At 71.7% G+C, this 12,766-nt stretch carries 12 protein-coding genes; 3 read left to right on the forward strand and 9 right to left on the reverse strand.

The annotated features are described in order from the left end of the window. Positions 1-3 precede the first annotated feature (3 nt). From NO889_RS00895 to NO889_RS00915, 5 genes are all read right to left on the reverse strand, one after another. Positions 4-687: a DUF447 domain-containing protein gene (locus NO889_RS00895; RefSeq protein WP_256410366.1), complete on the reverse strand. Its 684-nt coding sequence runs from the start codon at positions 685-687 to the stop codon at positions 4-6. Beyond that, on the reverse strand, positions 684-1,712 hold the full coding sequence (locus tag NO889_RS00900) for a triphosphoribosyl-dephospho-CoA synthase (protein WP_256410367.1): 1,029 nt from the start codon (positions 1,710-1,712) through the stop codon (positions 684-686). Before NO889_RS00900 ends, NO889_RS00895 begins: the two co-directional genes overlap by 4 nt. Further along, positions 1,709-2,608 (reverse strand): tRNA-dihydrouridine synthase, encoded by a 900-nt coding sequence (locus NO889_RS00905; RefSeq protein ID WP_256410368.1) that lies wholly within the window; start codon positions 2,606-2,608, stop codon positions 1,709-1,711. Before NO889_RS00905 ends, NO889_RS00900 begins: the two co-directional genes overlap by 4 nt. Continuing rightward, entirely contained in the window at positions 2,605-3,600 is a 996-nt protein-coding gene (gene cofD, locus NO889_RS00910) for a 2-phospho-L-lactate transferase (RefSeq protein WP_256410369.1), read from the reverse strand. Before cofD ends, NO889_RS00905 begins: the two co-directional genes overlap by 4 nt. Before the next feature lie 527 nt (positions 3,601-4,127). Further along, positions 4,128-5,087 carry an isoaspartyl peptidase/L-asparaginase gene (locus NO889_RS00915; RefSeq protein WP_256410370.1) on the reverse strand — a complete coding sequence of 320 codons (960 nt, stop codon included), beginning with the start codon at positions 5,085-5,087 and terminating at the stop codon, positions 4,128-4,130. A gap of 185 nt (positions 5,088-5,272) precedes the next feature. Between NO889_RS00915 and icd the strand changes: the two genes are divergently transcribed. Both icd and NO889_RS00925 read left to right on the forward strand, forming a co-directional pair. Continuing rightward, positions 5,273-6,535 (forward strand): isocitrate dehydrogenase (NADP(+)), encoded by a 1,263-nt coding sequence (gene icd / locus NO889_RS00920; protein ID WP_256410371.1) that lies wholly within the window; start codon positions 5,273-5,275, stop codon positions 6,533-6,535. 157 nt (positions 6,536-6,692) lie between these two features. Further along, positions 6,693-6,827, forward strand: coding sequence for a hypothetical protein (locus NO889_RS00925; RefSeq protein ID WP_255417605.1), 135 nt, complete (start codon positions 6,693-6,695; stop codon positions 6,825-6,827). A gap of 17 nt (positions 6,828-6,844) precedes the next feature. Here the strand turns inward: NO889_RS00925 and NO889_RS00930 are convergent, their stop codons facing one another. The 4 genes from NO889_RS00930 to pyrH all read right to left on the reverse strand — a co-directional run bounded on the left by NO889_RS00930 (position 6,845) and on the right by pyrH (position 10,803). After that, positions 6,845-7,756: a sensor histidine kinase gene (locus tag NO889_RS00930; RefSeq protein WP_256410372.1), complete on the reverse strand. Its 912-nt coding sequence runs from the start codon at positions 7,754-7,756 to the stop codon at positions 6,845-6,847. A 150-nt stretch (positions 7,757-7,906) separates the two neighbouring features. Further along, positions 7,907-8,308: a DUF7573 domain-containing protein gene (locus tag NO889_RS00935; protein WP_256410640.1), complete on the reverse strand. Its 402-nt coding sequence runs from the start codon at positions 8,306-8,308 to the stop codon at positions 7,907-7,909. Further along, entirely contained in the window at positions 8,309-10,087 is a 1,779-nt protein-coding gene (gene lysS, locus NO889_RS00940) for a lysine--tRNA ligase (protein WP_256410373.1), read from the reverse strand. Beyond that, positions 10,084-10,803 (reverse strand): UMP kinase, encoded by a 720-nt coding sequence (pyrH, locus tag NO889_RS00945; protein WP_256410374.1) that lies wholly within the window; start codon positions 10,801-10,803, stop codon positions 10,084-10,086. The genes lysS and pyrH overlap by 4 nt, the downstream gene beginning before the upstream one ends. 118 nt (positions 10,804-10,921) lie before the next feature. On the opposite strand from pyrH, the gene NO889_RS00950 reads away from it, so the two are divergent. Next, a complete protein-coding gene (locus NO889_RS00950; protein ID WP_256410375.1) occupies positions 10,922-12,733 on the forward strand; it encodes an acyl-CoA carboxylase subunit beta in 1,812 nt (603 codons plus the stop codon). Positions 12,734-12,766: the final 33 nt, after the last annotated feature.

A 12,766-nucleotide genomic window follows, 5' to 3' on the forward strand; every position in this document is an offset into this window, starting at 1 on the left:
GGATCACGGCGAGTCGACCGAGTCATCCGAATCGACCGAGTCGTAGTCGTCGTCGTCCGCGACCGCGTCCGCCTCGAGTCCGCGTTCCGCCGCGATCGCCCGCCAGCCGGTCGCCCCGTCGATCCGCGCGAACGCCTCGCGCTCCGCCGGACCGCCGCACCGGTCGACGACGTCGGCGAAGTATCGCAGACGATCGAGCAGCTCCGCCGTGTCGTACGCGGGGACGTCGAGCCGCGAGGCCGCCACCGTGGCGTCGACGACCGCGCCGAACCCCCGATTGATCGTGGGCACCCGCTCGGAGACGACCGCGCTCTCCACGGGGTCGAGCGCCCACGTCCGCACGGTGAGGTCCCCCCGCGTCTCGTCGGCGACCTCCCTCGCGTCAACCTCGACCCAGGCGTCGGCGCCCGGGAGGACGGGATCGGTCTCCTCGCGGACCGTGAGCGCCGCGTCGACGAACTCCCGCGGGTCGGCGGTGAACTGGACCACGCCGCCGCCGCGCTCGGTGAAGTTCCGCCAGGTTCGGGTCCGACCGTACGTCCGGGCGGTGACGGGGTCGCCTGCGGTCTCGGGCGCGTGGAGTCCGAGCGCGGCGACGTTCCACAGGCCGTTCGGGCCCAGGGTGGCGACGACCGACTCCGTGACGCCACGGAGGTCGACCGGCCAGCCGTCGGGGCTCGCGGTCACGGGTCGTCCCCCGTTCGTTCGCCCACGCCGCCACCCATCTCCGCCCCGCGCCGGAGCGCGACGTACAGCGCCGCGCAGGTGAGATCGGCCGTCGTCCCCGGATTGATCCCGCGCTCGAGGAACGACGCCGCGAGCGACTCGACCGCCTCGAGGTCGATCGCGTGGACCGCGCCGGCGTCGGGTGGGGTTCCGGCGAGGGGTTCCGTACCCGGAACATCCGTCGTGTCCGCCTCCGCCACCGGGTCCGCCTCTGCCACCGGGTCCGCCGCCGAGACGAGCGCGCGCGCCTCCGCGCTCGCCTCCCGCGCGACCGCCGACCCGTGGGCCGTCGCGACGAGCGTGTCCGGCTCGGTCGCGAGCAGGCCGAGGAAGGCCCTGGCGGCTCGGTCCGCCAGCGGTCCCTCGTCGGCGAGGATCCAGTCGGCCGCGCGGAACGTCCGGGGAAACCCCTCGACCCACTCCTGGGCGTTGCGGTCGGGGACCCGGTCGGTACCGTCGGCGTTGCTTCCGCCCCCGACGCTCGCCGACGTGGCCATCACGTCGTGGAGCGTGAGCCCACGGTCGCGGAGGACCGGCGCGGCGTCGGCCCCGCGGCGCACGTCGAGGTCGGTCGCGTCCTCGGGGGGATCCCCGACCGCGACGTCGACGCGCTCGAACGCCCGGTAGAACGCGACCGCGTCGTCGACCGTGGCGTCTCGGGTCACGCGGTCGAGGCCCTCCGGCGAGAGGTCGTCGCTCCGGGTCGCACGGAGGAGCGGGACGAGGAGCAGGAGACAGCCGAACTGCGTGTTCGTCCGCGCTCGACCGGCCATCCCGGCGACTGCACGGTCGAAGGCGTGACCGATCGCCGCGCCGCGGGCCGCGCGGGCGAGCCCCTCACGAGCGCCGACGGCACCGCCGAGGAAGGACTCGAACCGGAGGTCCGCGAGGTCGCGCCGGCGGTCGACGTTCCCCGGCTTCGGCGTCCCCGCGACCTCGAGCAGGAGCGCGAGGACGGCGTCGTCCGCGGGAGACCGCCTCGTCACCGGGACACCTCTCTCCGCCCATCGGGACCATCGGTCAGGTCCCCGTCGCGCCACGCGTCGACCGCGTCCGCGACTCGAGACAGGACCCGCGGGTCGTCGCTCGGCCGGCCGACGCTCACTGCGTCGGCCCCGTACGCCGCGTACTCGCGAACCGTCTCGCGATCCCTGACGCCGTTGTTGGCGACGATCGTCGGGGAGACGAGGGCGTCCGTTTCGGCGGACGCGGACGCGCCGGCGGCCGCCGAGCGCGCCGCCGCCGTGACCTCGGCGACGACCGCCTCCGAGTCCATCGCGTCGACGTGGATCCACTCCGCGCCCGCCTCGACGACCGCGCGGGCGACCGCGGCGAGATCGACGCCTTCGACCTCCGTGCGGACCTTCACGCCCGTCGTCGCGCCCGTTTCGGCCGCGGCCGCGACGTAGTCGGCGAGACGCTCGCGGTTCGCGAGCAGGGCTTCACCGCAGCCGACCGCGCGGAGTTCCGGCTGCCGACAGTGGGCGTTTATCTCACAGATCGCCCCGTGATCGGCACACACCGCGGCCGCGTCGCGGACCGGCTCGACCGTCGCGCTCCGGACGTTGACCGCGGAACGGACCGGGGCGTCGGCGAGCGCTCGCAGCTGTCGGTCGATCCACGCGATCGGCTCCGCCGGGAGGAACTCGGACCGGCCGCGGGCGACGAGGTCGCGGGCGGCCTCGCGGCTCGCCGGGTCGAGCGCGATCCCGCCCACCACCGCGCCGTCGACGTGGTCGGCCGCCGCCCGCGCCCACGCCGCGTCCGACGCGCCGCTGAGGCTGGCGGCGACGAGGAACGGGCGGGCGCGGGAGGACGGGCCACCGGCGGTCTCGGAGTCGGCGTCGGCCGGCGAGTTCGACGGGGAGGGCGGGAGCGTCACGACGCCGCCTCCAGCGCCCGGTCGCACGCGCGGGCGACGCGCTCGGCGTCGTCGGCGTCGTCGATCCGGGTGTCGGTTCGCTCGACGTGGCGGTCGGGATCGGTCGGGTCGTCGCGGTCGAGGACGAACGCGTCCGCGAACGGGTAGGCGTCGACGACGCCCGCGGTCGAGGGGTCGAGCCCGACGCCCGCCATTAGCTCGGCGGCGGGGCCGGAGAACACCTCCTCGCCGACGAACGGCGAGACCGCGACGACGGACGTCGCCTCCAGGGCGGCCTCGATCCCCGGCACCGCGAGCATCGGTCCGATGCTCGTCACGGGGTTCGACGGCCCGATCACGACCGGCTCCGCGAGCGCCTCGCGGACCGCGTCGGTCGGCTCGGCCGCGTCCGCGCCGCGGAACTCCACGTCGACGACCGCCGGCTCGCCGCGCCGGGCGACCCAGTACTCCTGGAAGTGAAGGGTCTCGCCCTCGGCCGTGTGGACCAGCGTCGCGATCGGGTCGTCGGACATGGGGAGCAGGTCGACCGCGAGGCCGAAGGCGTCCGCGAGGATTCCGATGACCTCGGTGAGCGTGTGGCCCTCGTCGAGGAGGCCGGTCCGCGTGAGGTGGACCGCGCGGTCGCGGTCGCCGATCTCCATGAACTCCGCGACGCCGGAGAAGCGCCGCCAGCGGGCGAGCCGCCGACCCGCGACCTGGGCGTCGTCGTCGAGGTATCGCGGGCCGGAATCGAGTCCCGCCGCCTCGGCGAGCCGGACGAGTTCGTCGTGGGTCTCGGTGGTGTCGTCGGCGATCCCCCACCAGCGCTCGCGGTCGAGGACGTCGCCGCCCGCGAACAGCACGGTGTCGACGTCCGGACAGACGAGGTGGCCGCCGAGCTCGACGTCGTCGCCCGTGTTGGCGACGACCGTCACGTCGTCGAGGTCCCAGCGGACGCTCGCGCCCTCGAGCAGCTTCGGCGTTCCCGTGCCGCCCGCGAGGAACGTGACCATACGCCCGCAAGGCGGGGGGCGGATTTGTATCCTCGGCTCCGCGACGACGGCGATGGCGACGACGCGATCGGCCGTCGGCGCGCGCCTCCGAGCGCCCCAACGGGGCGCGAGGAGTCCGCGCGAGGGAGGCGAGGCGACCCGCCGGCGGCTCCGGCGGGTCGCCGAGACCGAGGCTGGGGAGGCGCGAGGTGCGGGGCTGTGGCGGGGGCGGGACTCAAAGGGGCAGTCACGAGGGCGAAGCCTGACGACGCAAGGACCGCAGGAGCGAACGAAGTAAGCGACGAGGACCGCAGCGAGTCACGCGAGCCCTCGCGACTGGGGCTTTGGCGGTGTTCTCCGCCGGGAAATCGACTGCGTAGTACCGAGCGGCTGGGGCTTTGGCGGTGTTCTCCGCGCTAGCAACCGCGTATGGTCGAGCGACTGTGGATCTCGCGGTGGTCACTGCGTCAACAGCGTCGATCACTCGCGCCGATTCCACGCTCGCTAGACCGGATCTCGATCGCCGATCGTAGTCAGGATCGAGCCGCTCACTCGCTCGTGGCGACGCTCGTCTGCATCCCGGCGGAGTTGAACGCGCTGCCGACCTCCTCGTCGCCGAGGACGATGACCCCCGCCTCCGCCCCGGTTACGTCGTCGAACTCCGCGATGGCTCGCTCGGCCGCGGCCTCGGCACCGACGCCCTCCTCTAACAGGTCGACCGCCCGGCGCGTCAGGGTGACGCGCGTGATGTCCTCGCCGGCCCCCGTCGCGCTCGCGCCGCCAGCCTCCGTACAGAAGAAGCCCGACCCGACCTGGGGGACGTCGCCGACGCGGCCCGCGAGCGCGAACGAGCGCCCGCCCGTCGAGGTCGCCGCCGCGAACGTCTCGCCGTCGGACGCGACCGCGCCGACGGTGTCGTGGTCGGGCGCGCCGCGCTTCGACTTCCCGTCGCCGCCCACGTCCGTCTCCCCGCCGTCCGCCTCCGTACCCTCCTCTCCGTCCCCCACCCCGCCCACCTGGTCCGCGCCCGAGGCGAACCGGGTCTCCAGCCATTCGAGGTGCTCGCGCGGGGAGCCGTCGGGCGGGGACTCGGCCTCGTATCGCTCGCGCGTCTCGTCGGTGAGGAGGTCGACGCCGGTCTCGACGCCGAACGCCGCGGCGAGGTCGACCGCGTGGTCGCCCGAGACGAGGACGTGCGGGGTCTCCTCCATGACGACGCGGGCGGCCGAGACCGCGTGTTCGACCCCCGGCATCGAGCAGACCGCGCCGACGGCGCGCTCGCTCGTCATCACGCCCGCGTCCGTGCGGACGACGCCGTCGGACTGGACCGCGCCGCCGACGCCCGCGTTGAACCGGGGGCTCGACTCGAGGACCCGGACCCCCGCCTCGACCGCGTCGAGGGGGGTGGACGCGGCCGCGCCCGCCTCGGCCGCCTCGTCGAGGACCGACTGTCTTGGTTCCGGTTCGTCGGGAACGCCGCCCGCGCCGCCGTGAAGTATCACGCGCATGGTCGCCCCCTCCGCGGGCGAGCCCATAAGGCTCCGGAAAGCGGCGGGGTTGGTGGTCGCGCGCGGGACCGCTCGAACGCCGGAAACCGGGATACGCGGCCGGGCGCTCGCGGCCCCGTTCCGGGCTCACACTACTGGCCGAAAGCGGCAGGCACTTTACCGGGGTGTGAGAACCTCCGACCGTTATGAGCTACGACAAGGTCGACGTACCCGAAGACGGCGAGCGGATCACCCTCGCCGACGAGGAGACCGGCGAGCTGGACGTTCCCGAGAACCCGATCATTCCGATCCTCCACGGGGACGGCATCGGGACCGACGTCGGTCCGGCCGCCCAGCAGGTGCTCGACGCCGCCGCCGAGGCGACCGGCCGCTCCATCGCGTGGATGCGCGTGTACGGCGGCGAGAGCGCCCGCGAGAAGTACGACGAGAACCTCCCCGAGGACACCGTGAACGCGATCCGCGAGTTCCGCGTCGCGATCAAGGGCCCGATGACGACGCCGGTCGGCTCCGGCTTCCGCTCTTTGAACGTCGCGCTTCGGCAGACGCTCGACCTGTACGCGAACGTCCGCCCCACCTACCACCTCGAGGGCGTCCCGTCGCCCGTGAAGAACCCCGAGGCGATGGACATGATCACCTTCCGGGAGAACACCGAGGACGTCTACGCCGGCATTGAGTGGGAGGCCGGCACCGACGAGGTCGAGCAGGTCCGCGACTTCCTCGAGGAGGACATGGGCGTCGAGGACGTGCTCCACGACGGCCCCATCGGGATCGGCGTCAAGCCCATCTCCGAGTTCGCCTCCAAGCGGCTCATCCGCGAGGCGCTCGACTACGCGCTCGCGAACGACCGCGACTCCGTCACGCTCGTCCACAAGGGGAACATCATGAAGTTCACCGAGGCGCAGTTCCGCGACTGGGGCTACGAGCTCGTCGAGGAGGAGTACGGCGACGAGTTCATCACGGAGGACGAGCTCTGGGAGGAGTACGACGGCGAACAGCCCGAGGACGCGATCGTCGTGAAGGACCGCATCGCCGACAACATGCTCCAGCAGCTTCTCACCCGGACGGACGACTACTCCGTCATCGCGACGATGAACCTCAACGGCGACTACATGTCCGACGCCGCCGGCGCGCAGATCGGCGGCCTGGGGATCGCGCCCGGCGTCAACTACGGCCACGGCCGCGCGCTCGCCGAGCCCGTCCACGGCTCCGCGCCCAAGTACGCCGGCGAGGACAAGGTGAACCCCACCGCGATGATCCTCTCCGGTCGCGAGATGCTCGAGTACCTCGGCTGGTCGGAGGCCGCCGACCTCGTGCGCGACGCCGTCGAGGAGACCATCTCCTCCGGGAAGGTCACCTACGACCTCCACCGGCAGATCGAGGGCGGCGAGAAGCTCGCGACGAGCGAGTTCGCCGACGCCGTCGTCGAGAACATCGAGAAGCTCGCGTAACGCGAGCCACCCCGTCCGTCGGCTGACGACGGCGACACCGAAAACCCCGCGCAGGCGACTCGCCGCGTGCCCGGAACTTCCCGATCGTCCGGATTCGAGTATCATCGCGGAGAATCGATCACCGTGTTTTAAATACGGATAGCGCCTAGTTGGAGTAATGAAAGTCCAGTTCGAGTGCTCGTGTTCCGAGGAGATCTCGGAGTTCACTCGGGGACAGACGAGCCGGGGGGTTCACGTCGAGTGCGGCAACTGCGGAGCGGTGTACGCGGTCACGATCACCGAACTCGAGTGACGGGACGGCCTCGGAGCTTACCCGTCCGGCGGGCTCTCCGCCGATCGAAACCGGAGCAGGACGGTGGTGCCGTCGTCGGTGGCGTCGAACCGTACCGTACCGCCCTGAAGCTCGCACATCCACTTGACGAGCCACAGCCCGATGCTGCTGGCGTGTGAAAGCGGGGTCTCCTCTTCCGCCCGCAACACCGCCCGCTCGTCCTCGGGTATCCCCGGCCCGTTGTCGTGGATCTCCAGGCGGGTCGTCGTCCCGTTCGTCTCGACCCGTGCGCGGACTCGTCGACCGGGGTCGTCGTTGTGGGCGACCGCGTTCTCGAACACCTCACGGACCGGATAGCTCACCGACTCGTCCGCACGTATCCACGCGCGCTCGGGGAGGTCGAGCGAGACCTCCGCGTCCGTCCGTTCGTCGTGTAGCTCCTCGACCGCCTCGTGGACGACCGTCGTGAGATCGACGCGGTCCTCGACGGGGCCGGTCGAGGCGTCCTCGATGACCCGGAGCTTCTCGCTTATCTCGACCATGTCCTCCGTGGTCTCGCGGATCGTCGCCAGACACTCGCGGCTGCGCTCGTCGTCCAGCCGACGCTCGAGCAGGTCTGCGTACCCCTGGACGACGTTGAGGTCGTTCCGGACGTTGTGTCTGAACACCCGGCTCAACACCTGGAGCTGCTGGTTCGAGGTCTCCAGCTCCTCGCGAGCGGTGACGGCCCGACGGGAGTGGTGACGCACCGCGCCGTAGACGAAAAGCGAGGAGGCCCCGACGAGCGCCAGACCGCCCGCGAGCCGGGCGGCCGAGAACGGAACGGCGGAGTCCGAGAGGGTCCCGACCGCGACGTCGACCGCGACCACGCACGCCGCGCCGAAGAGGAGGTACAGGCCGGCGACGGCGCGGGGTGACCGATCGAAGAGCCGGTCCGGGTCTGACTTCATATATCACTTAACCCCAGCGGATATCGTCCGTAACTAACGGGTCGATCCGACGTGTATTAAGTGTTCACCGTAGCGGAACGAGGCGGTAAATCGGGGGACAGAGCGCCCGTTCTCCGGGTGGCGGGTTCCGTAAGTCGGTACCGGAACCGGTTACCACTCCGTACAGTCGGCACAGACGAGATCGTCGCCGTCGCGCCAGCGCCGCTCGACCGTCGCGCCGCATCGGTCGCAGTCGGCCCCGTCCGCCGACCACGTCGACGTCGACTCGGCGGGCTCGACGTCGGCGGGAGCGTGTCCCTCCGAGTCGTCCCCGCCGGAGCCGTCCTCGCCGGAACCGTCCTCGTCGGCCGGATCGTCCTCGACCCTCGAACCGTCCTCGACTGCCGGGTCGTCCTCGACCCTCGAACCGTCCTCGACTGCCGGGTCGTCCTCGACCCTCGAACCGTCCTCGACTGCCGGGTCGTCCTCGACCCTCGAACCGTCCTCGTCGGCCGGATCGTCCTCGTCGGTCCCGGCGGATGCGAAGTCGTCGAGCGAGCGGTCCTCGGGCATTCACGCCTCCCGCCGGAGCCTGGCGACGACGAACTCGCGTTCCAGCTCGCCAAGGAACTCGCCGAGCCGGGGGCCCTGCGGCTGGTCGAAGAAGAGGCGGTAGCCCGCCTCGAAGAAGTCGGCGACCTCGACCCCGTGGTCGCGGGCGGTCTCGTACATCGCCGCCTGGATCGCCTCGCCGTCGTGGCCCGCGGCGACGAAGTCGGCGAGGTCGTCGAGCGCGGCGGCCACGTCGTCGTCGAGGTCGACGGCCGGGAGATCGGTCTGGAGCCGGTAGTTGTACTCGTTGTCGGTGCGCTCGGCCCACGTCCTCGCGCGCTCGACGCGGGCGAGCGCCTCCCGGACCGCCCACTGCGGGGTGTCGTCGTCGACGTGCCCCTCGTCGCGGGCGAGCTGCTCGCGCAACTCGTCGTCCTCGACCATGCCGAGGACCGCGGCGAAGGTGTACGGGAACCGGACCCGGTCCGCCGGATCCGCGTCGTCCGGGCGGTCGGCGTCGGTGGCCGGATGGCCGGACCCCCACCCCATCACGAACGGATACGCGCGCTCGGCGAACCGGGTCAGCTCCTCGTCGTCGACCTCGCCGAAGTACGCCCGCTCGAAGCGGTCGAAGCGGTCGACGAGCAGGTCGATCCGCTCGAGGTCGAGGTCGCGCGCCTTCTTCGGGTGGAGCGCGAAGAAGTACCGGATCACCTCCGGCTCGAGGACCTCGAGGAGTTCCGGCACCGTGACGACGTTGCCAGCCGACGAGGAGAGCGCCTCCCCGCCGAGCGTGAACCACTCGTACACCATCGGCACCGGGGGCTCGATGCCGAAGACGGTCCGCGCGAGGGCGACGCCGGAGGGCCACGACCCCTCGGCGTGGTCCTTGCCGAACGGCTCGAAGTCGACGTCGAGGACGTCCCACTGGGCGGGCCACTCGAGACGCCACGGGAGCTTCCCCTCCCGGAACGTGGCGGTTCCCTCGTGGCCGCAGCCCTCGATGACGTCGTCGCCGACCTCGAGGTCGGTACACGCGTACTCGACGGTTCCCGCCTCGAGGTCGACCGCGGTCACCGTCTCCGTGACCTTCCCGCACGCCGCACAGACCGGGTTGAAGGGGACGTACTCGTCGTCGACCTTGTCCTGGTAGCTCCCGAGCGTCTCGCGGACCGCCTCCAGGTCGGCGAGGACGGTCCGGACCGCGTCGTCGAAGCTCCCGTCGGCGTACAGATCCGTGTTCGAGACCATCTCGACGGGGACGCCGAGCCGCTCGGCGTCGGCGGAGAGCAGCGCCGCGAAGTGCGCCGCGTACGACTCGCGCTCGCCGAACGGGTCCGGGATGGACGTGTACGGCTTCCCGAGATTGCGGCCGAGCGCGCCCGCGTCCACGTCGCCGAGGCCGACGATCTCGCCGTCGGCGTTCGCCAGCTTCCGCGGGAGCTTCCGGAGCGGGTCCTTGTCGTCGGAGGTGAACAGCTGTCTGACCTCGTGGCCGCGGTCGCGGAGCACCTCGGCGACGAAGTAGCCGCGCATGACCTCGTTGACGTTGCCGACGTGCGCGACGCCAGAGGGGGAGACGCCCCCCTTGATCACGATCGGGTCGTCGGGGTCGCGCGCCTCGATCTCGTCGGCGACGACGTCCGCCCAGAAGGCGTGGAACTCGTCGTCGCTACCCGAGACCGCACTCTCGGAGTCCGTCTGCTCGGAGAGGATGTGGGGGGAGTCGGCGTTCGTCGGGTCGTCGCCCGCCGGGCCGTCGCTCGCCGGGTCGGCGTCCGCCGGGTCGTCGCCGGTCATCGCTCCCTCGCCCACGCCGCCGGCTCGGTGCTCCCCTCGGGGATCACGTTCGTTCCCGTGTGCTCGCCGCGGAGGACCGCGTCGACGACGGCATCGGGATCGGTGCCGTCGAGGACGACGGAGCGGACTCCGGCGCGGTCGATCAGCTTCGCCGCGAGCAGGTCGACGGGCGCGGAGGAGCCGGCGTCCCGGCTCATCGGGAGCACCACGTCGACGAGTTCGGCGGGCGACAGCGACTCGAACCGGGTCGCGTCGTCGTGGCGGTTCGGGTCGACGTCGTAGACGCCGTCGGCGCTCGTCGCGAACACGAGCAGGTCGGCGTCGACGGACTCCGCGAGCGCGACCGCGACCGCGTCGGTCGTCTGTCCGGGCGTGATCCCGCCCATCACGGGGACCTCGCCCCGGCGGAACGCGGCGGCGGCCTCGTCGTACCCCGTCGCCGGCGCGGGCGCGGCCGCGTCGTCGAGCGCGGCGATCAGCAGGCGGGCGTTGAGCCGCGTGGTGCCGATGCCGAGCTCGTCGAGTTCGACCTCGTTGCCGCCGAGCTCGCGGGCGGTCGTGATGTACTCGCGGGCGACGCCGCCGCCGCCGACGACCGCGGCGACCGAACACTCCTCCGTCGTCAGCCGCCTGACCGCGTCGGCGTAGGCGGCGACACGTTCGGGATCGAGCTCCGGCGCGAGCACGCTCCCGCCGATGGAAACGACGACTCTCATTGCGGCGAGGTAGCCGTGTCGCCGGCTTAAGGATTGTCAAGCGGGGACGGCGAGGGCGGAGATATCCGGAGGTTCCCCCATGGAAAACAGTTTAGGACCGTCCGAGAGTCCACCCGCCATGAAGGTCCACGTCGGGTCGGCGGCGACGCCCGAGGAGGCCGAGGCGATCGCCCGATCGCTCGCGGCGCACCTCGGCGTCGGCGTCGAGGTCCACCTCGGGGAGAGCGGGGAGCCCGCGGCGAGCGCCGATCCCCCGGAGACGGCCTATCCCCTCGAGGACGATCTCGGACCGACCGACCGGGAGCGGGACCTCCGAGCGGAGATCGCGGACGTCCGGGAGGGCGGCCCCGCGAAGTACCGCGAGCGGCTCGAAGAGCAGGGGAAGCTGTTCGTCCGCGACCGGCTCGACCTCTGGTTCGGCGGCGAGGGGGGAACGCGCGGCGCGGGCGATCCGAGCTCCTCGGACGACGGCCCCGTCGGGATTCGCTTCGAGGACGGCACGTTCGCCGCGTTCGACGACTGGCACCCGAACGCGCCGGACCACAGCGGAGACGAGGCGTCCGAAGGAACGGACGACCGCCTCCCGGCGGACGGCCTCCTGACCGGGGGCGCGGAGTTCGAGGGACGCGACGTCCACTTCATGGCCAACGACTTCACCGTGAAGGCGGGATCGATGGCGGCGAGGGGCGTCGAGAAGTTCCTCCGGATGCAACAGCGCGCGCTGAAGACGGGCAACCCCGTCCTCTACCTGATGGACTCCTCGGGCGGGCGGATCGACCGGCAGTCCGGCTTCTTCGCCAACCGCGAGGGGATCGGGAAGTACTACTACAACCACTCGATGCTGTCGGGGGCGGTCCCGCAGATCTGCGTGCTCTACGGGCCGTGTATCGCCGGGGCGGCCTACACCCCCGTCTTCGCCGACTTCACCGTCATGGTCGAGGGCGTCTCCGCGATGGCGATCGCCTCCCCGCGGATGGTCGAGATGGTCACCGGCGAGGAGGTCGATCTGGAGACGCTCGGGGGACCGCGGCTCCACGCCGAGGAGTCGGGATCGGCAGACCTGATCGCTCGCGACGAGGAACACGCCCGCGAGCTCGTCGCCGACCTGATCGCCTACCTCCCGGACCGGGCCGGCGAGAAGCCGCCGCGCGCGGAGCCGAAGCCGCCGAAGTTCTCTCCCGAGGGGATCGACGAGCTGATCCCCGAGTCGCCCACCCGCCCGTACGACGTGCGCGACCTCCTCGACCGGATCGCGGACGCGGAGTCCGTCTTCGAGCTGCGGTCGGGGTACGGCTCCGAGATACTCACCGCGTTCTGTCGGATCGACGGGCGACCCGTGGGCGTCGTCGCCAACCAGCCGACGGAGCGGGCCGGGGCGATCTTCCCCGACGCCGCCGAGAAGGCCGCGGAGTTCGTCTGGACCTGTGACGCCTACGAGATCCCGCTTCTGTACCTCTGTGACACGCCGGGGTTCATGGCCGGCTCGCAGGTCGAGCGGGACGGCATCCTGGAGAAGGGAAAGAAGCTGATCTACGCCACGTCGTCGGCGACGGTCCCGAAACAGACCGTCGTCGTCCGGAAGGCGTACGGCGCGGGGATCTACGCGATGGGCGGCCCCGCCTACGACCCCGAGAGCACCATCGGGCTCCCCTCCGGCGAGATCGCGATCATGGGACCGGAGGCCGCGATAAACGCCGTCTACGCCCGGAAGCTGGCCGAGATCGACGACCCCGAGGAGCGCGCGGCCGAGGAAGCGCGGCTCCGCGAGGAGTACCGCGAGGAGATCGACGTCCACCGGATGGCGAGCGAGGTCGTCATCGACGAGATCGTCCCGCCCTCGGACCTCCGCGCCCAGCTCGCCGCCCGCTTCGACTTCTACGAGGACGTGAAGAAGGACCTCCCCGAGAAGAAACACGGGACGGTGCTGTGACATGTTAACATTTTTGAGATCTCGAATCCCTAT

This window comes from Halorubrum rubrum (assembly GCF_024494685.1).
Lineage (GTDB): Archaea > Halobacteriota > Halobacteria > Halobacteriales > Haloferacaceae > Halorubrum > Halorubrum rubrum.